This window comes from Streptomyces sp. CA-251247 (genome assembly GCF_050952975.1).
Lineage (GTDB): Bacteria > Actinomycetota > Actinomycetes > Streptomycetales > Streptomycetaceae > Streptomyces > Streptomyces achmelvichensis.
In genome coordinates, this window is record NZ_CP191861.1 from 2,440,701 (window position 1) to 2,462,797 (window position 22,097).

A 22,097-nucleotide genomic window follows, 5' to 3' on the forward strand; every position below is an offset into this window, starting at 1 on the left:
AGATACGGGGGGTTCCTGTCGGCCAGCGAAGTACCACTCCCTATGGGCACCCACTCAGCCATCGACCCCCGGCTGCCCGTAGTCCGCCCGGAAGCCGCCGAGCCGGTCCGCCACCAGCGCGAGCCAAGCGCCCGGTGTGTATGGCGTCGGCGGATCGACCTCCATCCCCAGCTCACCTACGGCCAAGGCGTAATCGGCCTCCTTGAGGCGCAGGGCGAGCAGCTCGTGCAGTTCGCCGACGAGGCGCGCAACGAGGGTGCGGTCCGTCGCCGTGTCGTAGTCCTGGACGGCCGCGTCGTGGTCGGCGAACTCGTCCGGCATGTCCTGCGAGAACCAGCCGCCCAGGAACTGCGCCAGTTCGGGAAAGCGGGCGTGCCATTCCCAGTGCGTCTGGGGTGTCGCCGACGGGGGTGGGACCTCCCCTTCCTCAATGCTGCGCTTGATGTGGTCGGCGAGCACGAGCAGCCAGACCTGGATCGCGGACTCGGGATGGCCGACATCCGGGACCGAGTAGAACTCGCCAAGGCGCAGCCGCAACCGGCCGGGGGGATTGCGCGCATAGTCTCGGATCTGCTGCTCCGCGACGGACAGGGCCCAGGGTCGTGAGTGCCAGGTGTGGCGCAGATACGCCTGAAGAGCGCGGCTCGGCCTGTCAGGATCATCATCAGCCGGCTCGCCCACGTACGCACTGATCACTTGGTCCAACTCGCCATAGCGGCGGTCGAATTCGAGCGGCTTCATGGACACTGCATTTGCCCTCTACAGGTAGATCGGGAAGGTGGCGTGCACAACGAACCCGTGCGGACTGGTCGGCTCGCGCTTGAGCACCACCCGCGCGGCCCGCACGTCAACAGGCTCCCGCCCAGCAAGCGCCATGGCCTGCAGCAGTACCCGGCCGACCGGCTCGGAACGGGACGGCCATGCGGCCTCAATGGCGAGGCGGGGTCGGGTGCCCTGCGCCAGCCAACGGTGGATGGTCTGTTCGTTGCCGGTAACGACCTGCTGGGTCGCCCATTGAGCGGTTTCCCTGTCGGGGTAGGTGGCGGATCGAGTGAGCACGGCGTCCTCGGTTCGGGGGGCGGTTCAGGTGGCGTCGAACGACCAGACGAGGCCGACTTCGGTATCAGAGACAGCGATCAGGCCGGCGTCCGCGTTGTACTGGGTGAACGGGTTGACGCCAGTTGCCCCGCAGACATAAAAGTCGGGGTTCTCGCTCTCCCATCCGGTGTTCGCAAAGAAACGGGTTCCCGGCGGAAAGCGCGAAAGAAGGACACGGGCTCTCCGCTCCATCTCCGGCCTGCGGCGGCTGAATTCCCATTCTCGTGTGACATCCAGCCATGCACTTGCGAGTGTGACCAGCAGTCTCTCCACCGAAGTGCGTGGGATTTCCTTGACTCGCTTTCGCCATAGTTCCACGTCCGTCTCGGTTGCCGGAGGAGGCATGAAGGGGAATATCGGGTCTTCCCAGCGCTCGTCCTGACCCTCGTGCGGGTCGAGCGACTGCCATCCACGGGGGTCCTGCGCTTCACCCCTCATGATCGACGCGACGTCATACCACCACTCCTCGTGCTCGCGCCGCGAGACAGCGACAAAGGTAAAGCGCTCGAAGAGCAGGAGCGCCTCTGCCCACGCCTCCGCACCAGTATCCGTCATCATTCACTCCTCTATGCAGGCATCGACGTCACGACGACGAAAGGTGGATCGAGGTCCGGGTCATACTTGAGCCGCGTGGACACCCCGTGAGCGTCCGTGACTGGTGTGGGCTGATGGTTCACGACCCCAGATATCCGTCCAGTCACAGGCGGTCCCGGCATCGGCCCCAGATTCGGCACCGAATCGACCACAAAAACGTCCGTGAGGGGAGACGGCGGCGGATTCTTCAACCAGTCTTGAATTTTTGTAGTGTTGGAACGAATGCAGTGCTGCGTATATCTCTGTGCCGACTCCAGATCCGGGAAGCTCGACGCCGCAGGAATGCTGGGCCTGCCCGCCCCGTTGGCTTGATCCTCCAGGCGCTGGAGCAACTGGCTGTCTGTCTTGCCCACATGCTTGTCGATGGTGTGGCCGCCGCTGAGCTCTTCGTTCGTCGCCAGGTCCAGGGAGTAGACGTACGGAGTCTGGTTCTCGTCACGCTGCCAACGATGTTCCTTCTTGAACTCGTTGAGTGACCTGGCGCCGAAGGCCTGAGCCCGTGCTTGCTCTGCTTGGAACGTTGGCGCGCTACGCAAGGCCACATCCAGCTCCGGCTTGAGATTGTTCAGCTTCGCGGCGGCTTCGTTGAACTCGCGATGATAGTTCTCGACCTCCGCGTTCATCCCGGTCTTGTCCATGTGGGACCGGAAGGTGATGACGATCTCAGCGAACGCCATCGTCGCCGCGAGCCTGGTCAGCTCCCACAGGTCGAGGCCGGTCGTCAGGTCTTTGAACGTCGCCTCACCAGCCTCCTTGCCGTACTTCGTCGTCATCCCGCGGGTCTTGTCAGCAACATCGGCCAGATGGTCGAGAATCTCCTGAACTGCGTTCGCGGTCTTTTCCAGCACTTCGATGATGGGCCGCCGCCCAGCAGGGGCGGTTCCGCGGCTGGTCTTCCAGCTGCGGCCCCGGGGCGCCCGCAAGCCGTCCTCGTCGCGGGTGCGACCCCATTCAGTGGTGCCCCAGATCGTCTGACAGAAGGCTCTCATCGCGCCCTGCCACTCACTGTTTCCCTGCGGATCCGTAAGATAGGCGATGGAATCAGTCAACTCGTCGGCAGATTTCCTCGCGTCCTGGGCAACGGCCCGCCATGCCACGGCCATTCCCCGCAGGTCCTCCGCTTTGGCGCCAGGAGTGATCTCGTGAACCTTACCGAGACGAAGTCCGTGCTCGACCGCCGGCCTGATGACGTCCGCCAGGAAGTCCGGGAACTCTCCCATGACGCCCGAGATCGCCCATGAGTCGGCGTCCTCGCCGGTGCCCGTCCACTTGATGTCGTTGACGGGCCCGTATGGCGGGGTCTTGTTGATGACGACGGGCTCCGGCTTCCTCACCGGCTGCTGACCTTTCCGGCCACGCGCGTCCCAGTCCGCCTGGCCGTAGTTGTTCGCGGTGACGGTCAGCCCGACCGCGGCTCCGCCGATGCTCACCACTCCCTTTCCCCAGGCTTCCAGGAACTTCCCCACCACCTGCTTATAGGCGTCGGCGAACGAGTCCGCGCCGCTGCCGGTACCGGCCGACTGGGTGTACTTGTTCAGCGCGTCGACCAGCGTCACCCCTCGCCGGTCGTGCGCGTACTGGCCGTCCCGTACCAGGTCGGAGGCGTGGTAGACGTGCGTCGGCTTGATATCGAAGGTCCCACTCTGCGACGGGGACGGCGGTGGCGGCCCTGCCATCAGGACGCCCCCCAGCCACGCAGTACAGCCTGGTGCGCTGCCGCGTAATTGATGTGGCCATTGACCACAACCTCTTGGAGCCAAGCCTGCGCGGCCTCCAGATCCTGCGCGGACAGATCCCATTTGTCGAGCTCGTCGACAAATGCCTGTCGCGCCTCGCCTTCCCAGGTCAGAACGACCTTTTCCACCCGCGGATACAGTAGGTCCAACTTTTCGTTCAGCCTTTGGAGTATGTCCCTGAGGTCGACGGAAAGATTCCGCAAGGTCGCGAAGTCGACGGCTATGTGATCGTCATCCGACGACATATGTCCCCCTGATATCACAAGTCGCTGATAGGGCTCTGTGGCTTCGACGGCGCTTGCCCCGCGGTGTTCGGCGTGGAGAGGGCATTCGCCTCCGCGGCCACATCGACCGAGGTCTGGATCCGCCGAAAGCGCTCCATGGTGTCCAACTCCTGTTGCGTGAACCCGTCCCGGCTCAGACGAACTGCCTGTTCGAGCACCTTCAGGACCTCACGGATGCGTACAGCATCCTCCGCGGCCCCCCGGTGGAGGGCTCGGTAGGCCTTGGCCGCGGGACCGCGCCAGCCTGACTCGATGACGTCGACGATCTCGTCCATACGCTTGACCTGCTTGTTCAGGTACTGCTGCATGTCGTCGAGGTCATTGGCGAGGTCCGTCAATCTCTCATTGGTCACCCGGAGATCAGGTCCGTTCATCAGCTCGCCCATCCTCCTGTACATCAACGCCCGTACCTCACAGGCCACTTCAGCGAGCCTAACCTCGACCGTTCAGGAGCCTTCGCCGGTTGGTCGTGTGGCGTGTCAGGCGGTTGCCGTCGATGCCCGTGAAGTCCAACTGAGCGGCTGGGTGAGGGCGTCCTTGAGGACGTCAGCCTCTTGCCCGTGGGCCAGGTACTCACGTTGGGTACTGCGCACCTGCTCGCGCCGGCGGCTCCGGAGAACAGCTGGGCCTCGCCCGAACACCTCAAGCAAGGCGGTCTCGCATCGCTTCGGAGTCCGACGAGCCGCCGCATCATGCAATCTGTGGCGAGTCGGACGGCACGTGCCCGACCACCCAAGATCGCGAATCGCGGATCTGCCGCCGACTCCGGCAAGTTTCAGCCGGACAGGACATACGGCACCATGGGCAGCCCCGGACACCCGTACGACCTGGAGGAATCCGCCCATGGCCGCCGCTCCCGCGCCGAAGACCCTCGCCGCCTTCGAGGCCGCCACGGGCTTCATGCCCCTGAACGAGGGCCTCGCGCTGCACGCGGCCGCGACCGAGGCCGCCGCACTCGGCCTGCCGCTCCTGGAGGTGGGCACGTACTGCGGGCGCTCGACGATCCTGCTCGCCGATGTCGCCCGTGAGGCCGGCACGACAGCGGTCACCGTCGACCACCACCGGGGCAGCGAGGAGCAGCAGCCGGGGTGGGAGTACCACGACCCGGAGCTGGTCGACCCCGAGGTGGGGCGGATGGACACGCTGCCCGCCTTCCGCCGCACGCTCTTCCGCGCGGGCCTGGAGGACCACGTCGTCGCCCTCGTCGGCCGCTCACCCCAGGCGGCCCGTATCTGGAACACCCCGCTCGGCCTCGTCTTCATCGACGGCGGCCACACCGACGAGCACGCCGGCGGCGACTACGAGGGCTGGGCGCCCCATGTGGCCGACGGCGGTCTGCTGGTGATCCACGACGTGTTCCCGGACCCCGCGGACGGCGGCCAGGCCCCGTACCGCGTGTATCTGCGGGCCCTCGCGTCCGGCGCGTTCACCGAGGTCTCGGTGACCGACTCCCTGCGCGTCCTGCGGCGTACCGGACCGGGAAGCTGACCGGCCCGGCTAGCATCGCGAACGTGTCGTACGACGAGAACCAGCACTCCCCGCGTCCGCGCCGCGCCCGTGGCACCCTCACCATCGTGATCGCCGCTCTGGTGCCGAGCGCCCTGGCGGGCTGGCTGGTCTGGCTGGCGATGAGCGGTCCGGACGACAGCGAGCCGCCGAAGGTGCTGCCGCTGCCGAGCGGGCAGACCACGGCGGGCAAGCCGGGGCCGGACGCCTCCGACACCCCCTCGCCGACCCCGCCGACCACATCGGCGCCCGCCCCCACCCCCTCCGCGCCGCCGAAGGGCGGTGCGGCCGGTCCGCTCGCCGGAAAGGTCGTCGTCGTCGACCCGGGACACAATCCCGGCAACTTCAAGCACACGTCCGAGATCAACAAGCTCGTGGACATCGGAACCAATCGCAAGGAATGCGACACAACGGGTACGTCCACCAATGACGGCTACACCGAAGCCGCATTCACGCGTGATGTTTCACAACGTCTTCGCACTCTGCTGGAAAAGCAGGGCGCAACGGTCGAATTCACCCATGACAACGACCGGGCGTTCGGTCCCTGCGTCGACGAGCGGGCCAGGATCGGCAACAAGGCGAAGGCGGACGCGGTCGTCTCCGTCCACGCCGACGGCTCGGCCGCGGGCAACCGCGGCTTCCATGTGATCCTTCCCGCCCTGGTCAGCGCGGGTGGCGCGGACACCACCGCGATCGTCGGCCCGTCCCGCGACCTCGGCGAGCGCATCGCCGGGAAGTTCGTCCGGGCGACCGGAAGCGCACCCTCCAACTATGTCGGTGACGGTACGGCGTTGGACGTGCGGAAGGATCTCGGCGGTCTCAATCTGTCCACCGTGCCCAAAGTGTTCATCGAATGCGGCAATATGCGTGACGCACAGGACGCGGCACTTCTGACAAGCTCCGGCTGGCGTCAGAAGGCGGCGCAGGGAATCGCGGACGGCATCGGCAGCTACCTCACGAGGTAAGTCCCGATACCGGGCAGACGACCGGATCGGCCAGACGATAGATTCATCCCTACGATGGGGAGTCACCCCCGAGCTCCGCGTTGTGCACACCGCCGAACCGGCGGCAGCGACGACCGCCCCGATGAGACGACCGACGAAGGACTTTTCACGTGAACATCCGCTCCCTCACTCGAGGCGACGGCGTGGTGATCGGAGCAGCGGTGTTGCTGTTCATCGCCTCGTTCCTCGACACATTCGACTGCTCGGGCAACAACTGTGACGACGTGCCGACCGCCTGGGACAACGGAACCCTGCTCCTGGGTGTCTACCTGGCCGGCATCATCGCGGCGGCGCTGATCGCTCTCTCGCACGCGCTGCCCCAGCCGCCGAAGGTCATCGGGCTCGACCTCGGCCAGGTCGGCGTCGCGCTGGCGGTCTTCACCGCGTGGACCGCGATCGGCGCGATCTTCGACCCGGCGGGCCCGCTGGACTTCGGCGAGAGCGTGGACGCGGGCGTCGGCCTGATCCTCGGCTTCATCGCCGCTCTCGCTCTCGCGGCCGGCGCCGTGTGCTCGCTGATCGTGCCCGCCTTCCGGGCCCCGCTCCTCGGTGCCCCGCGTCCCGCCCCCGCCCCCTACGGCGGTCAGCCGCAGGGTGGTTACGGCTACCCGGGCGCCCAGCAGCAGCCGTACGGCGTGCAGCCCGGCCAGCCCGGTCAGCCCCAGCAGCCCTACGGCGGTCAGCCGCAGCCCGGTCAGCCGCAGGCGGGGCAGCCCCAGCCCGGTCCGGCCGCGCCGCAGAAGTCCGGTGCCGAGTTCACGCCGTTCTGGTTCGCGGTGCCGGTGGCCCGTCCGCTGTACGGCGAGGACGGTTCGCCGACCCCGATCGCCGAGCTCGCGCCCGGCACCTGGTACCTCGCGGTCGAGCAGCGCGGTCCCGGCCTGATCGCCCAGACGCAGGACGGCCGCCGCGGCGTGCTCCAGGACACCTCGGGCATCCAGCGCGGCTGATCCGCCCGTTGGCCCGACCGACGGCCCCCCGCCCTTCCCGGGCGGGGGGCCGTCGGCGTATTCTGACGCACCGTCAGAAGTTGTGGGACGAGGCTCCGGAGGGTGTCTGGCATGCGACTCGGACTTGCTCTCGGCTACTGGGGCCGCGGCCCCGACCCCGGCCATCTCGAACTCGCCCGCGAGGCCGAGCGCCTCGGCTACGACTCGGTGTGGACGTCCGAGGCCTGGGGCTCCGACGCCTTCACCCCGCTCACCTGGATCGCCGCGCACACCTCGCGCATCCGGCTCGGCACGGCGGTGGCGCAGATGGCCGCCCGCACCCCCACCGCGACCGCGATGCACGCGCTCACCCTGGACCACCTGTCCGGCGGACGGATGATGCTCGGCCTCGGCCTGTCGGGACCGCAGGTCGTCGAGGGGTGGTACGGCCGCCCGTTCCCGAGCAGCCCGCTCACCGCGACCCGCGAGTACATCGATGTGATCCGCCAGGTCCTGCGGCGCGAGGGACCCGTTGAACTCGACGGGCGCTTCCACACGCACCCGTACCGCGGCGACGGCGCCACCGGTCTCGGCAAACCGCTGAAGCCCATCACGCATCCGCTGCGCGCCTCGCTGCCCCTGCTGCTCGGGGCCGAGGGGCCGAAGAACATCGCGCAGACCACCCGCATCGCCGACGGCTGGCTGCCGCTGTACTGGTCCCCGCTGCGCACCGACGTGTACAAGGCCTCGCTCACGGACCTGCCCGACGGCTTCGTCATCGCGCCGATGGCGCGCGCGCAGGTCTGCGACGACCTCGCCGAGGGCCTGCTGCCGGTCAAGATGATGCTCGGCTTCTACATCGGCGGCATGGGCCACGCGGCCCGCAACTTCCACGCCGATCTCATGGCGCGCATGGGCTACGAGGGGGAGGCCCGTGAGGTCCAGCGGCTGTTCGCGGAGGGACGGCGCGAGGAGGCGGTGCACGCGGTACCGGACGCCTTCGCCGACGAGATCTCGCTCGTGGGGCCGCGCGCACGGATCGCGGAACGCCTGGAGGCATGGCGGTCGGGGCCGGTCACCGATCTGCTCGTGACCGCCCCGGATCCGCACACCATGCGTGTTCTCGCCGAACTCGCCCTGTAGCAACGGCTTCTGCCGCCCTGTGGGGACCTACTGCGCCACGTGTTCGAGAACAGTGGGTTTCACACGGGCACAAGCGGCAATCCGAGGGCTATGAGTCCTCGTCATCGCACTGGAAGCAACCAGGCCGGGACGGTCATAGCGATCGTCGCGGATGTCATGGCCTTCATCCTGGGCCTGTGGATCCTGATGTACCTGCTGGACGCCAACCGCGCCAACGACCTGGTCAACTTCGTCCAGGACGTGGCCCACTGGCTCGCCGGCTGGTCCTACGACCTGTTCACCTTCGACGAGGCGTGGGCACGCGTCGTCGCCGGATACGGCCTCGCAGCCGTGGTCTACCTCTTCGTCGGCCATGCCGTGGCCGGCAGGCTGCGCCGCCACTAGGGAGTGTCCGCAAAGTATCGTCGTCCGCCCGGAGGGCGGGGGTCGCGGCGTCCGGTGCGTGCGATCGCAAGGCGCCGGTGCGCCCTCGTAGCGGAGCTACTCGGGCGTATCGGCAACGCGGCGAGGGTGCGTGCAGGGCGTCGCGAACCAGACGAGACTTTGCGGACACGACCTAGCACCCCCGCCGTACGGCGCAGGGCCCCGGGCAACAGGCCCTACGCCGGGCAGCAGTCGGGAGCCAGCCCCCGCGGCAGGCGCTCGCCTCCGAAGACCGCGGTGGTCGCCTCGTCCCCCCCGAGCGCGGCCACCGCGAGGAGCAGGGAGCCCGCCGTCCAGGTGGTGAGTTCCTCCGGCCACACGGCCGGGCTGCCCTCGAAGACGTACCCCGTCCAGTACATACCGCCCTCGGCCCGCAGATGGCCGATGGCCTGAAGGATCTCCAGCGCACGGTCGGACTCGCCCATGACCCACAGGGCCAGGGCGAGTTCGCAGCTCTCGCCGCCGGTCACCCACGGGTTCGGCAGCACACAGCGCACACCGAGACCCGGTACGACGAAGTCGTCCCAGTGCTTCTCGATGCGCTCCGACGCCTCCAGTCCGGTCAGCGCGCCGCCGAGCACGGGGTAGTACCAGTCCATCGAGTAGTGGCTCTTGTCGAGGAAGCGCTCGGGGTGACAGCGGATGGCGTGCGCCAGGGCGCCCGCCGCCAGCTCCCAGTCCGGCTGCGGCTCCTCGCGCTCCTCGGCGATCGCCAGGGCGCAGCGCAGTGCGTGGTGCACGGACGAACTGCCGGTCAGCAGCGCGTCGGTGACCGCCGCGCCGCCCTCCTCGGCGGCCTCGCGCTTCCAGCCGATCTGCCCGCCGGGCTGCTGGAGTCGCAGGACGAACTCGATCGCCGCCTGGACGCACGGCCACATCCGGTCGAGGAACGCCTCGTCGCCGGTGGCCAGGAAGTGGTGCCAGACGCCGACGGCGACGTAGGCGACGAAGTTGGTCTCCCGGCCGCGGTCGGTCGCCAAGGACGCGTCCCCGTCGTGGTACGCCGCGTACCAGGAGCCGTCCTCGTTCTGGTGCCGCAGCAGCCAGTCGTAGGCGAGCAAGGCGGCCTCGTGCTCGCCCGCCGCGTCCAGCGCCATCGCGGCCTCGGTGTGGTCCCACGGGTCCAGGTGGTGCCCGCGGAACCAGGGAATCGCCCCGTCCTCGCGCTGCACGGCGACGATCCCGGCAACGGTCTCGGCGGCCTGTTCGGCGGTGAGCACCCCGGGCAGGATCAGGTGTTCGGTACGGCCGTGGCTGCGCCTGGGCACAGTCACGCCCCGACCTCCGGGTGGTGCGGCTTGGTCGCGTAGGCCACGAAACTCTTGCCGATCAGCGGGTTCAGCGCCTGTTCGGCGAGCCGGGTGGCCAGCGGCTTCTTCATGATGTCCCAGACGAGCAGCTGGTGGTACGCCTTGACCGGCAGGGCCTTGTCGTTGTCGACGCCGAACGCGCACTTGAGCCACCAGTAGGGGCTGTGCAGGGCGTGCGCGTGGTGGGTGCCGTACGGCACGAGCCCGGCCTCCCTGATCCTGTCGAGCAGTTCGTCGGCCCGGTAGATGCGGATGTGCCCGCCCTCGACCTCGTGGTAGGCGTCGCTGAGGGCCCAGCAGATCTTCTCGGGGCCGTAGCGCGGAACCGTGATCGCGATGCGTCCGCCGGGCTTGAGCACCCGCACCATCTCCGCGAGCACGCCCTTGTCGTCGGGGATGTGCTCCATCACCTCGGAGATGATCACGACGTCGAACGACTCGTCGGGAAAGGGGAGGTTGAGCGCGTCGCCCTCCATGGCGGTGGCCGTCGCGCCCTGAGGGGCCTCGCCGGCCTCCTTCATGGCGGCGAACCACTTGGCGACCTCGCGGATCTCCTCGCCGTTCTGGTCGAGCGCCACGACCTGCGCGCCCCGCCGGTAGCACTCGAACGCATGCCGGCCGGCACCGCATCCGAGGTCCAGGACCCGGTCGCCCGCGGCGAGCGGGAAGCGGGAGAAGTCGACGGTCAGCATGAGTGGTTGCTCCCCACCACTGGGGCCGCGGGGCGGCCTGGTTCCTTGGCCGTGGAACGGCCCATGGCGATGGCCTCGCGGTAGCGCTCGGCCGTGCCCTGTGCCGCTCTGGCCCAGGTGAAACGGGACAGCACCCGCGCCCGGCCGCCGGCACCGAGACGCGCTCTCAGCTCGGGGTCGCCGAGCAGCCTGCCCAGCGCCGCCGCCAGCGCGCCCGCGTCGCCGGGCGGCACCGCGAGACAGCTCTCGCCGTCGGGGCCCGCGACCTCGGGGATCGCACCGCCCGTGGTGGCGACCAGCGGTGTCCCGGTGGCCATCGCCTCGGCGGCGGGCAGTGAGAAGCCCTCGTACAGCGACGGCACACAGGCGACCTGCGCGCTGCGCACGAGGTCGACGAGTTCGGCGTCCGTGATGCCCTTGACGAACTCCACGGCGTCCTGGAGTCCGTACCGCTCGATCAGCTGGGCGACCGGCCCGTCCTCGGCGCGCTTGCCGACGACCACGAGATGGGCCGCGGGGTGCTCGGTACGGAGCTTGGCCAGCGCCTCCACCAGGTGGACGAGGCCCTTGAGGGGTACGTCGGCGCTGGAGGTGGTCACGATGCGCCCGGGCACCTCGGCCACGGCGGGATTCGGCGAGAAAAGGTCGGTGTCGGCGCCGATGTGGACGACCTCGATGCGGTCACGGCGCACGCCGAGGTGCTCGACGATCTCCTGCTGCGAGGTGCCGGAGACGGTGAGGACGGACGGCAGCCGGCGCGCGACGCGCTTCTGCATGCGGGTGAAGCCGTACCAGCGGCGTACGGAGAGACGCCGCCGGCGGCCGTCCGCGGCGTCCAGCTCCAGCTGCCGGTCCACCGTGATCGGGTGGTGGATGGTGGTGACGAGCGGTGCGCCGAGGTCCCCCAGCAGCCCGTAGCCGAGCGTCTGGTTGTCGTGCACGACGTCGAACTCGCCCCGGCGCGCGAGCAGATGACGGCGGGCGCGCAGCGAGAAGGTGAGCGGTTCGGGGAAGCCGCCGGTCCACATGGTGGCGACCTCGAGGGCGTCGATCCAGTCGCGGTACTCGCCGCGGCGGGGCGTACGGAACGGGTCCGGGCTGCGGTACAGGTCGAGACTCGGGAGCTCGGTGAGCGGCACGCCCTCGTCGAGCACGGGGTAGGGCTGGGCACCGATCACCTCGACGCTGTGCCCGAGACGGGCGAGCTCGCGCGAGAGGTGGCGCACATAGACGCCCTGGCCGCCGCAGAAGGGGTTGCCCTTGTAGGTGAGGAGCGCGATGCGCAGCGGTGTGTCACCGCCGCCGGACGGCCCTGGACGAGGGCCGGCCTCGATGGCCTCAGCGGTCACTCACGGCCCCCTTCTCATGCGTTTTCGCCGGAGCGTAACCGCTCGCGCTAATCTAGAACAAGTTTCAGACTTGATCGTTCGAGGAGCTTCGAATCTACCGGCTGGTAGTACCGCCGTAAGAGCCGGATCAGGTGATTCGCGCCACGACGGGACCGCTGCCATGCTGTGCGGTCCGGAGTCGCGCGTGGAACGGGACCTATGACAGCCGAAGCCAAGCCGGCGGGGCCGGCGTCGCCTCCCCTGACGGAGCGCCAGGAGGCGCGCCGCCGTCGCATCCTGCACGCCAGCGCCCAGCTCGCCAGCCGTGGCGGCTTCGACGCGGTGCAGATGCGCGAGGTCGCCGAGGCCGCGGGGGTGGCTCTCGGCACGCTGTACCGCTACTTCCCCTCCAAGATCCATCTGCTGGTCGCCACGATGCAGGACCAGCTCCAGCACATGCACACGACGCTGCGCAAACGCCCGCCGGCCGGCGAGAACGCCGCCGACCGGGTCGCGGAGACCCTGATGCGGGCCTTCCGCGCCCTCCAGCGCGAGCCGCACCTCGCGGACGCGATGGTGCGGGCGCTGACCTTCGCGGACCGCAGCGTCAGCCCCGAGGTCGACACGGTCTCGCGCCAGACGACGGCGATCATCCTGGACGCGATGGGCCTCGAGAACCCGACCCCGGAGCAGCTCTCGGCGGTCCGGGTGATCGAGCACACCTGGCACTCGGCACTGATCACCTGGCTGTCGGGCCGGGCCTCGATCGCCCAGGTCAAGATCGACATCGAGACGGTGTGCAGACTGATCGACCTGACGGACCCGCGGCGCGGTCACTGATCACGCGGGGCGGCCGGCCGAGGACCCCGCCGGCGGGCCCGGCCGCGCTGGCTAGTCCTCCGGAGGGAAGACCGGCTCCCCGCTGTCCAGGAGCGTGATCGCGATCGCCTCGACCGGGCAGCACTCGGCGGCCGCCAGGATCCGCTCGTTCGCGTCGGTGTCGGAGTCCTGGGCGTGCGACTGACGCGCCGAGTCGAGGCGGAAGCCCTCCGGGGCGTTGCCGACGCACAGGCCCGAGCCGATGCAGACGCCCCGGTCGACCTCGACGTGCCAGCGGTCCCCCATCAGATGCCCCCGTGCCCGGCCGGCAGGTGGATCATCTTGTGCTCCAGGTACTCGCTGAGCCCCTCGGGGCCGAACTCCCGGCCCACGCCCGAGTCCTTGTAGCCGCCGAACGGGCCGAGCATGTCGAGGCTGAAGGTGTTGACGTTGTACGTGCCCGTCCTGACCTGGCGGGCGAAGTCGATGCCGCGTGCGACGTCGGACGTCCACACGCTGCCGCTCAGCCCGTAGTCGGAGTCGTTGGCGATCTTCGCCGCCTCCGTCTCGTCGCCGTAGGGCAGCAGGCAGATCACCGGGCCGAAGATCTCTTCGCGGGCGATCCGCATGGAGTTGTCGACGCCGCCGAACAGCGTCGGCTCCACGTACCAGCCCTTCTCCTGCGCCGCCGGGCGGCCGCCACCGGTGAGGATCTTGGCGCCTTCCTCCTGGCCGATCCGGATGTAGTCGAGGGAGCGCTGCTGCTGGCGCCGGGCGACCAGCGGGCCGACCTGGGTGGCCGGGTCGAGGGGGTCGCCGACCACCAGCGCGGCGGCCGCGGCCGTGAGCGCCTCGGCGATCTCGTCGTAGCGGCTGCGCGGCGCGAGGATGCGGGTCTGGGCCACGCAGGCCTGGCCGTTGTTCATCCAGGCGGCGGGCACGATCCCGGCGATCGTGGTGTCGAGGTCGGCGTCGGGGAGGATCACGGCCGCCGACTTGCCGCCGAGCTCCAGGGTGACGCGGGTGAGATGACGTGCCGCGACCTCCATGACGCGCTTGCCGGCCGCGACGGATCCGGTGAAGGAGACCTTGTCGATGCCGGGGTGCCCGACCAGGTACTCACTGACCTCGCGGTCGGCGGGCAGGATCGACAGCACGCCCTCCGGCAGGCCGGCCTCCTGGGCCATCTCGGCGAGGATGTAGGAGTCGAGCGGCGACTCGGGAGACGGCTTGAGCACGACGGTGCATCCGGCGAGCAGCGCCGGGCCCAGCTTGGCGGCGGCGGTGAACTGCGGGACGTTCCACGGCACGACGGCCGCCACCACGCCGACGGGCTCGCGCGTCACGAGGATCGGCCCGAGAGCTCCGGCCCGTGTCTCCTCGTAGGGGAAGTCCCTCGCGACGGCGATCGCCGAGTCCCAGACCATCATGGCGCCGAGCGCCTGGGCGAGGACGCTCCAGGAGTACGGGGAGCCGTTCTGCGAGCTGATGGAGCGGGCGATCTCCTCGTGCCGTACGGCGATCGCATCCTTGATCCGGCTCACGACGGCGATGCGCTCCTCCAGCGTCGCCCGCGGCCAGGGGCCCTCGTCGAAGGCCTTGCGCGCGACGGCCACGGCGCGGTCGACGTCGGCGCGCGAGGCGTGCGGGACGCGGCCGATGACCTGCTCGGTGTGGGGTGAGACGACCTCGATGGTCCCGCCTCCGGCAGGGTCGGCCAACTCGCCGCCGATGAACAGCTTTCCGTGTTCCACGAGCTCGGTCATGGCTGCTGCCTCCTGGCACCCGGGCTGTTTCTGACACTGTTTCAGAACTGATATCAGTTCTAGTTATGGGGAGCAATGGCGATGACGAAGAAGCCCTTCGGCGGCAGGACACCCTCGATCCCGGGGTAGACGCGCCCCCAACCCCGCGGGAAACCGTCGACTTGGGCGACCATTGGAACCCGTTCTAGTTATAGTGAGAGGGCGTGGCCCTGCCGCCGGACAGAGACGAGGCCCCCATGCCCCAGGTGATCGACCACCGCGGCGGCGTCTGGTCCATCGAGGTGCCCATCCCGGACAACCCTCTCGGGCACACACTCGTCCATCTCCTCGACACCGGCCGCGGGCCCGTCCTCGTCGACACCGGGTGGGACGACCCCTCCTCCTGGGACGCCCTCGCAGCGGGGCTGGACTCGCTCGGGGTGCGGATCGGCGACATCCACGGGGTGGTCGTCACCCACCACCACCCCGATCACCACGGCCTCTCCGGACAGGTCCGCGAGGCGTCCGGGGCCTGGATCGCGATGCACGCGGCGGACGCGGACGTCGTACGCCGGACCCGGGAGGCCGAGCCCGCGCGGTGGCTCGACTGTCTCGCCGACAAGCTCTGCCGGGCCGGTGCGCCGGACGAGCACGTCGCGCCCCTGCGGGCCGCGAGGGAGCAGGGGCGGATGCGGACGCTGCCGGGGCTGCGGGCCGCACTGCCCGACCGGGAGATCGTTCCGGGCGAGCTGCTGAACCTCGAGGACCGGCACCTGCGGGCGATCTGGACACCCGGACACACACCCGGCCATGTCTGTCTGCATCTGGAGGAGGACCACCCTGCCGGGCTGCCGGGACACGGGCGGCTGTTCTCCGGGGACCATCTGCTGCCCGGGATCACCCCGCACATCGGTCTCTACGAGGACCCCGACGACGCCACCGTCACCGACCCGCTGGGCGACTACCTCGACTCCCTGGAGCGCATCGGCCGGCTCGCGCCCGCCGAGGTGCTGCCGGCGCACCAGCACGCGTTCGCCGACGCCCCCGGCCGCGTGCGGGAGTTGCTCGGCCATCACGAGGAACGCCTCACCGGGCTGCTCGACCTGCTGGCCCAGCCGCTCACGCCGTGGCAGACCGCCGAGCGGATGGAGTGGAACCGGCCGTGGGAGGAGATCCCCTACGGCTCGCGGAACATCGCCGTCTCGGAGGCCGAGGCGCATCTGCGCAGACTGGTCAAGCTCGGGCGCGCGGAGGTGCTGTCCGGTACGCCCACGACGTACGTCGCTCTCTGACCGGCCGCCCGTCCCCCGGCGGACCGCCGGCTCATCCCGCTGCCCCTTCCCGCGGACCGGCCGCTCGTTCCGGAGAGACCCGCCCCCGATCCCCCGGCAGGCTCCCACCGCCGTGGGCGGGATCCGCCCGGAGGGGCCCTGGTGACCGGCCGGTACAGTGAGCGAGTCGTCATCACACCCGTACGGGGGGAAGCCGGTGCAAATCCGGCGCTGACCCGCAACCGTGAACCGCCGTCGCCGGCGGTGAGCCGGACTGCCCCGTACGCGGCCGTGACCGGCTCGTGCCCCGGCAACCGCCGGTGGCCGGCACCGTCGAGGAATACGGAGCCGGAGCCCTGGTGCCCGCGTGTGCCCGTGCCCGGCTCTCCCGCAGGAGAGGCCCGCCCGCCATGACCCCCGTTCGCCGCACCACCGCAGCGGTTGCCGCATCCGCCGTTCTCGGCATGGCCGTCGTCGCGGCCGCCGCACCGGCCGCCTTCGCGGCTCCCACCCCCAAGCCGTCGCCGTCCACCGTGCTGCCCTCCGGTCTGTACGGCACGACCGACCCGGCCTACGACGGCGTCTGGCGTCAGTCGCTGGCCCTTCTCGCGCAGGACACGGTGGACGTGAAGCCCGCCACGAAGGCGGTCGACTGGCTGACCGGCCAGCAGTGCGACACCGGCGCGTTCCCCTCGTACCGCGCGGACGCCACCAAGCCGTGCGACGCCAAGCTCCCGCTGGACTCCAACGCCACCGCGGCCGCCGTCCAGGCCCTCGCTGCCCTCGGCGGCCAGGACGCCACGGTGAAGAAGTCCGTCGCGTGGCTGAAGTCGGTGCAGAACGCGGACGGCGGCTGGGGCTACAACCCCGGCGGGGCGAGTGACGCCAACTCCACCTCCGTCGTGATCGGGGCGCTCGCGTCGGTGGGCGAGAAGCCGGCCGCGGTGAAGGCGAAGAGCGGGAAGTCGCCGTACGACGCTCTGCTGACCTTCGCGAAGCCCTGCACGGGCAAGGACGCCGGCGCGTTCGTGTTCCAGGTGAAGCAGCCCGGGATAGTCGCCGACTCCACGGCGGCCGGCGTGCTGGGCGCGCTCGGCAAGGGCCTCGCGGTCGAGGGCCCGAAGCCGGTGGCCCCCGCCGCGTGCGCCGCCGGGGCCACGCCGGAGCAGGCCGCGCAGAACGGTGCCGCCTACCTCGTGAGCGCGCTGAAGAAGACCGGTCACCTCGACTCGGCGCCGATGCCCGGGGCCGAGAACCCGGCCCCGCAGCCCGACTTCGGCAACACGGCGGACGCGGTGACGGCCCTGTCCGCCGCCGGCCACTCCGCCCAGGCGGCCGACACGATGACGTGGCTGGAGAAGAACTCGGCGGCCTGGGCGAAGGCGTCGGGCCCGGCGGCGTACGCGCAGCTGATCCTCGCCGCCCACGCCTTCGGCGCGGACCCGCAGAAGTTCGGCGGCGCCGACCTCGTGCAGCAGCTGAACGCGACCGGACCCGCTCCCCAGGCGTCCGGCGCCGAGAAGTCCGAGACCTCCGAGGCGTCCGAGAAGGACGGCAAGGACGACTCCGGCATCGGCGTGTGGTGGATCGTCGGAGCGTTCTTCGTGGCGAGCGTCGGCGTGGGCATCCTGTTCAGCGGCCGCCGCAAGAAGAAGTGATGCGGGCGCGACTGCTCGCCCTGGTCCTCGCTCTCGGCGCCGCGCTGACGGTGCTGGGCGCGGGGCCCGCCCAGGCGGCGGGCTACCGCTACTGGTCGTTCTGGCAGGGCTCCGGTGACGGGACCTGGGCGTACGCCACCGAGGGGCCGGCGACGGCGCGTCCCGGCGACGGCGCGGTCAACGGCTTCCGGTTCTCCGTGAGCGAGGACAGCTCGGACTCGGCGCGACCGCGGAAGGCGCCGGACTTCGCGGCGATCTGCGCGGGCACGGCTCCGAAGGCGGGCACGAAGCGGATCGCGCTGGTCATCGACCCCGGCACCCCGCAGGACGCACCGAAGGGCGAGGCGCCGCCCGCGCTGCGGGCCGCGTGCGCCCGGGTGGCGCCCGATGCGACGACGGCGGAGGCGCTGGCGTCCGTGGCGAAGCCCCTGCGGTACAACAACCAGGCGCTGCTGTGCGGGATCTCGGGCTATCCGGTGTCGGGCTGCGGCGAGCAGATCGCGGCTCCGGCCGCCTCCTCCTCACCGGCCGGCTCCGCGACCGCAGGTGCCTCCGACGGTTCGGCCGGCTCGGACGGCGGTCCGTCGCTCGGACTGGTCGCGGGCCTGGCGGCGATCGGGCTGCTGGCAGCCGCGGCGGTGTGGCAGTCCCGGCGCCGACGCGGATGAGGACGGACACCGGCGTGCGGCGCGAACCGGCGGAAAGGGCGGGAGTACAGGGACACCGTTCCCCGTGGCACCGGCTGCGCGCGCCCGAGGCGCACCGCGGCAACTCCCTGCACGCCGGTGCCTGGTGGCTGTGGGCCCTCGGGCTCGCCACCGCCGCGTCACGGACCACGAACCCCCTGCTCCTCGGGCTGCTCGTGGGCGTGGCCGGATACGTCGTCGCCGCCCGGCGCACGGATGCGCCCTGGGCCCGGTCCTACGGCGCGTTCGTCAAGCTCGGCCTCGTCGTCATCGCCGTCCGTGTCCTGTTCTCCGTGGTGCTCGGCTCCCCCATCCCCGGTACGCACGTGTTGCTCACGCTCCCCGAAGTCCCGCTTCCCGACTGGGTCCGCGGCATCCGGATCGGCGGCCGGGTCTCGGCCGAGCAGATCGTGTTCGCGCTGTATGACGGCGCGAAGCTCGCCACTCTCCTCATCTGCGTCGGCGCGGCCAACGCCCTCGCCAATCCGGCCCGGCTGCTCAAGTCGCTGCCGGCCGCGCTGTACGAGGCCGGTGTCGCCGTCGTCGTCGCGATGACCTTCGCGCCGAACATGGTGTCCGACGTCGTCCGGCTGCGCACCGCCCGCCGGCTGCGCGGCCGCCCCACCGGCGGGATCAGGGCGATCGTGCAGATCGGCCTGCCCGTCCTGGAGGGTGCGCTGGAGCGTTCGGTCGCGGTCGCCGCGTCGATGGACGCGCGGGGGTACGGGCGCAGCGCGCAGGTCCCGCCCGCCGTCCGCCGTACGACCACCGTGCTCACGCTCGGCGGGCTCCTCGGGGTCTGCGCGGGCACGTACGGGCTGCTGGCCGCGGAAGGCGCCGCGTACGGACTGCCCGTCCTCGTCGGCGGGCTCGGCGCCGCGATGGCCGGACTGTGGCTCGGCGGCCGGCGCTCCGTCCGCAGCCGCTACCGCCCCGACCGGTTCGGACCGCGGTCCTGGCTGGTGGCCGGATCGGGCGCGGCCGTCGCGGCGTTGATGATCCGCGCGGGCAGCTGGGACCCCCAGGCGCTGCACCCCGGTGTCGTGCCGCTGACCGCGCCCACCCTGCCGCTGTGGCCCGCGGTCGGCACGCTGATCGGACTGCTGCCGGCGTTCGTCGCGCCCGTCCCCGACACATCCAAGGAGTCGACCCCGTGATCCGCTTCGACAACGTGTCGGTGACCTACGGTGACGCCGCGGCGCCCGCGATCAGCGGCGTCGATCTGACGGTTCCCGAAGGGGAGTTGGTGCTCCTCGTCGGCCCGTCGGGGGTCGGCAAGTCGACACTGCTGGGCGCCGTGTCCGGCCTGGTGCCCCACTTCACCGGCGGCACGCTGCGCGGTCGCGTCACCGTCGGCGGCCGTGACACCCGCACCCACAAGCCGCGCGAACTGGCCGACCTCGTCGGCACGGTGGGCCAGGACCCGCTGGCCCACTTCGTCACCGACACGGTCGAGGACGAGCTGGCGTACGGCATGGAGTCGCTCGGTCTCGCGCCCGAGGTGATGCGCAGGAGGGTCGAGGACACGCTCGATCTGCTCGGCCTGGCGGAGCTGCGCGACCGGCCGATCGCCACGCTCTCCGGGGGCCAGCAGCAACGGGTCGCGATCGGCTCGGTGCTCACCCCGCACCCGCGCGTGCTGGTCCTCGACGAGCCGACGTCCGCGCTGGACCCGGCCGCGGCGGAAGAGGTGCTGGCGGTTCTCCAGCGGCTGGTGCACGACCTCGGCACCACGGTGCTGATGGCGGAACACCGGCTGGAGCGGGTGGTGCAGTACGCGGACCAGGTCGTCCTGCTCCCCGGGCCGGGGGTGGCTCCCGTGGTCGGTGAACCTGCTGAGGTGATGGCGGCGTCGCCGGTGTACCCGCCCGTGGTGGGCCTGGGACGGCTGGCGGGCTGGGACCCGCTGCCGCTGTCCGTACGGGATGCCCGGCGCCGGGCGTCGGGCATCCGGGAGCGTCTGGCGGGCCTCTCCCCCACCAGGACCGGACCGGAAGAGGGCGATCGGGGTGCGGACCGCGCTTCGGTCCCGGACGGGGCTTCCGGTACGGACCGGTCTTCCGCCACCGACCGGCCTTCCGGGCGCCGGACGTTCATGCCCCTCCGGGGCGCGTCCGGGGGCCGGGAGAGGGGCTCGGCGCAGGCAGAGTTGCCGGAGCACCTCGCCGTCACCACGCGGCTCGGCGTGCGCCGCGGGCATATGGAGGCGCTGCGCGGGATCGGCATCACGCTCGGCGCCGGCGAGACCGTCGCGCTGATGGGGCGCAACGGCGCCGGGAAGTCGACCCTCCTCTCCGCCTTCGTCGGCATGGTCGAACCCGCCTCGGGCAGCGTCCTGGTCGGCGGTCTCACCCCGCACCGGACCAGCCCCCGCGAGCTCGTCCGACAGGTCGGGCTCGTGCCGCAGGAGCCGCGCGACCTGCTGTACGCGGACACCGTCGCCGCCGAGTGCGCGGCCGCCGACGCCGACGCGGGTGCCGAGCCGGGCTCCTGCCGGGCGCTGGTCGGCGAGCTGCTGCCCGGCGTGCGGGACGCCACACATCCGCGCGATCTCTCCGAAGGACAGCGGCTCGCGCTCGCGCTGGCCGTCGTGCTCACCGGGCGTCCGCCGCTGCTGCTCCTCGACGAGCCGACCCGCGGTCTGGACTACGCGGCGAAGGCCCGGCTCGTCGTCGTGCTCCAGGGTCTCGCTCGCAAGGGGCACGGCATCGTGCTGGCCACGCACGACGTGGAGCTGGCGGCGGAACTGGCCCACCGGGTGGTGATCCTGGCCGACGGCGAGATCGTCGCCGACGGGCCGACGGCCGACGTCGTCGTCTCGTCACCCGCCTTCGCACCGCAGGTCGCCAAGATCCTGGCCCCCCAGCCCTGGCTGACCGTCTCCGAGGTCCGGGAAGCGCTGCGATGACGACAGCACGTCCGGTGCGCCTCGGCCCCCGTTCCGTCCTCGCGCTCGCGCTGGTGAGTGCGGTCGGAGTCGTCGCCTTCGGCTGGCCGCTGCTCGCCGACCCCGGGTCCGGGCTCGCCCACTCCGCGGACGCGCCCTGGCTGTTCGCCGCACTGCTCCCGCTGCTCGTGGCCGTCGTCGTCGCGACGATCGCGGACAGCGGCATGGACGCCAAGGCCGTGGCCATGCTCGGTGTGCTCGCCGCGGTCGGGGCGGCGCTGCGGCCGCTCGGCGCCGGGACCGCGGGCCTGGAGCCCATGTTCTTCCTGATGGTTCTCAGCGGCAGAGTGCTGGGGCCGGGCTTCGGCTTCGTCCTGGGCTCGGTCACGATGTTCGCGTCCGCGCTGCTCACCGGCGGGGTCGGCCCCTGGATGCCGTTCCAGATGCTGTCGATGGGCTGGTTCACGATGGGCGCGGGGCTGCTGCCGGGAGCCGGAAGGCTGCGCGGCCGTGCCGAGGTGCTGATGCTCGGCGCGTACGGCGCGGTCGCGGCGTTCGCCTACGGCACGATCATGAACCTCCAGGGCTGGACGTACATCGGCGGGATGTCGTCGGGGATCTCCTTCAGGCCGGGCGATCCGGTCCACGACAACCTGGTGCGCTTTCTGGCCTATTGCGCGGCGACGTCGTTCGGCTGGGACCTCGGGCGGGCGGCCCTGACGGTCGTCCTGACGCTCACGATCGGCTCGACCGTCCTCAAGGCACTGCGGCGCGCCACGCGGCGGGCGGCGTTCGAGGCGCCGGTCGCGTTCGAGGGTGCGGTCGCGTTCGAGGGTGCGGTCGGGCCGGCGGGGGCGGCCGCGTCCGGGGGTGCGGGACCGGTCGCGTCCGGAGGTCCGGTCGCGTCCGAGGGTCCGGCAGATCCGGGCCCGGCCCCGGACCCGGGCCGGGGCCCGGCAGGGACCCCGCCCGGGTGACCGTCCC

The 22,097-nt window shown here is 70.9% G+C and carries 23 protein-coding genes; 12 read left to right on the plus strand and 11 right to left on the minus strand.

Annotated features, from left to right (window positions below):
• Positions 1-54: 54 nt before the first annotated feature.
• From ACQPWZ_RS10755 to ACQPWZ_RS10780, 6 genes are read right to left on the minus strand one after another with little or no spacing between them, the layout of a single operon-like run.
• Positions 55-747: a contact-dependent growth inhibition system immunity protein gene (locus ACQPWZ_RS10755; protein WP_433571204.1), complete on the minus strand. Its 693-nt coding sequence runs from the start codon at positions 745-747 to the stop codon at positions 55-57.
• 12 nt (positions 748-759) lie between these two features.
• Positions 760-1,059, minus strand: coding sequence for an RNase A-like domain-containing protein (locus ACQPWZ_RS10760; protein ID WP_433571205.1), 300 nt, complete (start codon positions 1,057-1,059; stop codon positions 760-762).
• 24 nt (positions 1,060-1,083) lie between these two features.
• The gene (locus ACQPWZ_RS10765) at positions 1,084-1,653 is read right to left on the minus strand and encodes a hypothetical protein (protein ID WP_433571206.1); all 570 of its coding nucleotides are present in this window, start codon (positions 1,651-1,653) and stop codon (positions 1,084-1,086) included.
• Positions 1,654-1,664: 11 nt separating this feature from the next.
• Positions 1,665-3,368: an RNase A-like domain-containing protein gene (locus ACQPWZ_RS10770; RefSeq protein ID WP_433571207.1), complete on the minus strand. Its 1,704-nt coding sequence runs from the start codon at positions 3,366-3,368 to the stop codon at positions 1,665-1,667.
• Entirely contained in the window at positions 3,368-3,673 is a 306-nt protein-coding gene (locus tag ACQPWZ_RS10775; protein ID WP_433571208.1) for a WXG100 family type VII secretion target, read from the minus strand. The genes ACQPWZ_RS10770 and ACQPWZ_RS10775 overlap by 1 nt, the downstream gene beginning before the upstream one ends.
• A 14-nt stretch (positions 3,674-3,687) precedes the next feature.
• Positions 3,688-4,098: a WXG100 family type VII secretion target gene (locus ACQPWZ_RS10780; RefSeq protein ID WP_433573802.1), complete on the minus strand. Its 411-nt coding sequence runs from the start codon at positions 4,096-4,098 to the stop codon at positions 3,688-3,690.
• A gap of 457 nt (positions 4,099-4,555) precedes the next feature.
• Between ACQPWZ_RS10780 and ACQPWZ_RS10785 the strand changes: the two genes are divergently transcribed.
• The 5 genes from ACQPWZ_RS10785 to ACQPWZ_RS10805 all read left to right on the plus strand — a co-directional run bounded on the left by ACQPWZ_RS10785 (position 4,556) and on the right by ACQPWZ_RS10805 (position 8,678).
• The gene (locus ACQPWZ_RS10785) at positions 4,556-5,200 is read left to right on the plus strand and encodes a class I SAM-dependent methyltransferase (RefSeq protein WP_433571209.1); all 645 of its coding nucleotides are present in this window, start codon (positions 4,556-4,558) and stop codon (positions 5,198-5,200) included.
• Positions 5,201-5,223: 23 nt separating this feature from the next.
• Positions 5,224-6,183 carry an N-acetylmuramoyl-L-alanine amidase gene (locus ACQPWZ_RS10790; RefSeq protein ID WP_405569210.1) on the plus strand — a complete coding sequence of 320 codons (960 nt, stop codon included), beginning with the start codon at positions 5,224-5,226 and terminating at the stop codon, positions 6,181-6,183.
• Positions 6,184-6,332: 149 nt separating this feature from the next.
• A complete protein-coding gene (locus ACQPWZ_RS10795) occupies positions 6,333-7,172 on the plus strand; it encodes a hypothetical protein (protein ID WP_356703596.1) in 840 nt (279 codons plus the stop codon).
• A 111-nt stretch (positions 7,173-7,283) separates the two neighbouring features.
• Positions 7,284-8,294, plus strand: coding sequence for an LLM class F420-dependent oxidoreductase (locus ACQPWZ_RS10800; protein WP_405569214.1), 1,011 nt, complete (start codon positions 7,284-7,286; stop codon positions 8,292-8,294).
• Between the two features lie 90 nt (positions 8,295-8,384).
• Positions 8,385-8,678, plus strand: a complete 294-nt coding sequence (locus ACQPWZ_RS10805) for a hypothetical protein (protein WP_313946621.1) — start codon at positions 8,385-8,387, stop codon at positions 8,676-8,678.
• A gap of 215 nt (positions 8,679-8,893) precedes the next feature.
• Here the strand turns inward: ACQPWZ_RS10805 and ACQPWZ_RS10810 are convergent, their stop codons facing one another.
• From ACQPWZ_RS10810 to ACQPWZ_RS10820, 3 genes are read right to left on the minus strand one after another with little or no spacing between them, the layout of a single operon-like run.
• A complete protein-coding gene (locus ACQPWZ_RS10810; protein WP_356703598.1) occupies positions 8,894-9,991 on the minus strand; it encodes a prenyltransferase/squalene oxidase repeat-containing protein in 1,098 nt (365 codons plus the stop codon).
• Positions 9,988-10,719 (minus strand): class I SAM-dependent methyltransferase, encoded by a 732-nt coding sequence (locus tag ACQPWZ_RS10815; RefSeq protein WP_340472842.1) that lies wholly within the window; start codon positions 10,717-10,719, stop codon positions 9,988-9,990. The genes ACQPWZ_RS10810 and ACQPWZ_RS10815 overlap by 4 nt, the downstream gene beginning before the upstream one ends.
• Positions 10,713-12,068 carry a glycosyltransferase family 4 protein gene (locus ACQPWZ_RS10820; RefSeq protein ID WP_340472843.1) on the minus strand — a complete coding sequence of 452 codons (1,356 nt, stop codon included), beginning with the start codon at positions 12,066-12,068 and terminating at the stop codon, positions 10,713-10,715. The genes ACQPWZ_RS10815 and ACQPWZ_RS10820 overlap by 7 nt, the downstream gene beginning before the upstream one ends.
• 198 nt (positions 12,069-12,266) lie before the next feature.
• Between ACQPWZ_RS10820 and ACQPWZ_RS10825 the strand changes: the two genes are divergently transcribed.
• Positions 12,267-12,887, plus strand: a complete 621-nt coding sequence (locus ACQPWZ_RS10825) for a TetR family transcriptional regulator (protein WP_313946617.1) — start codon at positions 12,267-12,269, stop codon at positions 12,885-12,887.
• A gap of 51 nt (positions 12,888-12,938) precedes the next feature.
• Here the strand turns inward: ACQPWZ_RS10825 and ACQPWZ_RS10830 are convergent, their stop codons facing one another.
• Both ACQPWZ_RS10830 and ACQPWZ_RS10835 read right to left on the minus strand, forming a co-directional pair.
• Entirely contained in the window at positions 12,939-13,172 is a 234-nt protein-coding gene (locus ACQPWZ_RS10830; RefSeq protein ID WP_356703599.1) for a ferredoxin, read from the minus strand.
• Complete coding sequence (locus ACQPWZ_RS10835; RefSeq protein WP_405569223.1) at positions 13,172-14,632, minus strand: aldehyde dehydrogenase; 1,461 nt, start codon at positions 14,630-14,632, stop codon at positions 13,172-13,174. The genes ACQPWZ_RS10830 and ACQPWZ_RS10835 overlap by 1 nt, the downstream gene beginning before the upstream one ends.
• Positions 14,633-14,868: 236 nt before the next feature.
• On the opposite strand from ACQPWZ_RS10835, the gene ACQPWZ_RS10840 reads away from it, so the two are divergent.
• The 6 genes from ACQPWZ_RS10840 to ACQPWZ_RS10865 all read left to right on the plus strand — a co-directional run bounded on the left by ACQPWZ_RS10840 (position 14,869) and on the right by ACQPWZ_RS10865 (position 22,090).
• Positions 14,869-15,903: an MBL fold metallo-hydrolase gene (locus tag ACQPWZ_RS10840; RefSeq protein ID WP_433571210.1), complete on the plus strand. Its 1,035-nt coding sequence runs from the start codon at positions 14,869-14,871 to the stop codon at positions 15,901-15,903.
• 389 nt (positions 15,904-16,292) lie between these two features.
• Entirely contained in the window at positions 16,293-17,540 is a 1,248-nt protein-coding gene (locus ACQPWZ_RS10845) for a prenyltransferase/squalene oxidase repeat-containing protein (RefSeq protein ID WP_433571211.1), read from the plus strand.
• The gene (locus ACQPWZ_RS10850) at positions 17,540-18,208 is read left to right on the plus strand and encodes an SCO2322 family protein (RefSeq protein WP_433571212.1); all 669 of its coding nucleotides are present in this window, start codon (positions 17,540-17,542) and stop codon (positions 18,206-18,208) included. The genes ACQPWZ_RS10845 and ACQPWZ_RS10850 overlap by 1 nt, the downstream gene beginning before the upstream one ends.
• A complete protein-coding gene (locus ACQPWZ_RS10855; protein ID WP_433571213.1) occupies positions 18,205-19,383 on the plus strand; it encodes an energy-coupling factor transporter transmembrane component T in 1,179 nt (392 codons plus the stop codon). The genes ACQPWZ_RS10850 and ACQPWZ_RS10855 overlap by 4 nt, the downstream gene beginning before the upstream one ends.
• A complete protein-coding gene (locus ACQPWZ_RS10860) occupies positions 19,380-21,134 on the plus strand; it encodes an ABC transporter ATP-binding protein (protein WP_433571214.1) in 1,755 nt (584 codons plus the stop codon). Before ACQPWZ_RS10855 ends, ACQPWZ_RS10860 begins: the two co-directional genes overlap by 4 nt.
• Positions 21,131-22,090 carry an ECF transporter S component gene (locus ACQPWZ_RS10865; RefSeq protein WP_433571215.1) on the plus strand — a complete coding sequence of 320 codons (960 nt, stop codon included), beginning with the start codon at positions 21,131-21,133 and terminating at the stop codon, positions 22,088-22,090. Before ACQPWZ_RS10860 ends, ACQPWZ_RS10865 begins: the two co-directional genes overlap by 4 nt.
• The last annotated feature ends 7 nt before the right edge of the window (positions 22,091-22,097 follow it).

Bases quoted from the DNA above. Each gene is read 5' to 3' on its own strand.
- ACQPWZ_RS10865 (WP_433571215.1), top strand. From the start codon at position 21,131: ATGACGACAGCACGTCCGGTGCGCCTCGGCCCCCGTTCCGTCCTCGCG.
- ACQPWZ_RS10805 (WP_313946621.1), top strand. From the start codon at position 8,385: ATGAGTCCTCGTCATCGCACTGGAAGCAACCAGGCCGGGACGGTCATA.
- ACQPWZ_RS10800 (WP_405569214.1), top strand. From the start codon at position 7,284: ATGCGACTCGGACTTGCTCTCGGCTACTGGGGCCGCGGCCCCGACCCC.
- ACQPWZ_RS10845 (WP_433571211.1), top strand. From the start codon at position 16,293: ATGACCCCCGTTCGCCGCACCACCGCAGCGGTTGCCGCATCCGCCGTT.
- ACQPWZ_RS10780 (WP_433573802.1), bottom strand. From the start codon at position 4,098: ATGGGCGAGCTGATGAACGGACCTGATCTCCGGGTGACCAATGAGAGA.
- ACQPWZ_RS10855 (WP_433571213.1), top strand. From the start codon at position 18,205: ATGAGGACGGACACCGGCGTGCGGCGCGAACCGGCGGAAAGGGCGGGA.
- ACQPWZ_RS10815 (WP_340472842.1), bottom strand. From the start codon at position 10,719: ATGCTGACCGTCGACTTCTCCCGCTTCCCGCTCGCCGCGGGCGACCGG.
- ACQPWZ_RS10840 (WP_433571210.1), top strand. From the start codon at position 14,869: ATGCCCCAGGTGATCGACCACCGCGGCGGCGTCTGGTCCATCGAGGTG.
- ACQPWZ_RS10850 (WP_433571212.1), top strand. From the start codon at position 17,540: ATGCGGGCGCGACTGCTCGCCCTGGTCCTCGCTCTCGGCGCCGCGCTG.
- ACQPWZ_RS10770 (WP_433571207.1), bottom strand. From the start codon at position 3,368: ATGGCAGGGCCGCCACCGCCGTCCCCGTCGCAGAGTGGGACCTTCGAT.
- ACQPWZ_RS10835 (WP_405569223.1), bottom strand. From the start codon at position 14,632: ATGACCGAGCTCGTGGAACACGGAAAGCTGTTCATCGGCGGCGAGTTG.
- ACQPWZ_RS10785 (WP_433571209.1), top strand. From the start codon at position 4,556: ATGGCCGCCGCTCCCGCGCCGAAGACCCTCGCCGCCTTCGAGGCCGCC.
- ACQPWZ_RS10765 (WP_433571206.1), bottom strand. From the start codon at position 1,653: ATGACGGATACTGGTGCGGAGGCGTGGGCAGAGGCGCTCCTGCTCTTC.
- ACQPWZ_RS10775 (WP_433571208.1), bottom strand. From the start codon at position 3,673: ATGTCGTCGGATGACGATCACATAGCCGTCGACTTCGCGACCTTGCGG.
- ACQPWZ_RS10830 (WP_356703599.1), bottom strand. From the start codon at position 13,172: ATGGGGGACCGCTGGCACGTCGAGGTCGACCGGGGCGTCTGCATCGGC.
- ACQPWZ_RS10825 (WP_313946617.1), top strand. From the start codon at position 12,267: ATGACAGCCGAAGCCAAGCCGGCGGGGCCGGCGTCGCCTCCCCTGACG.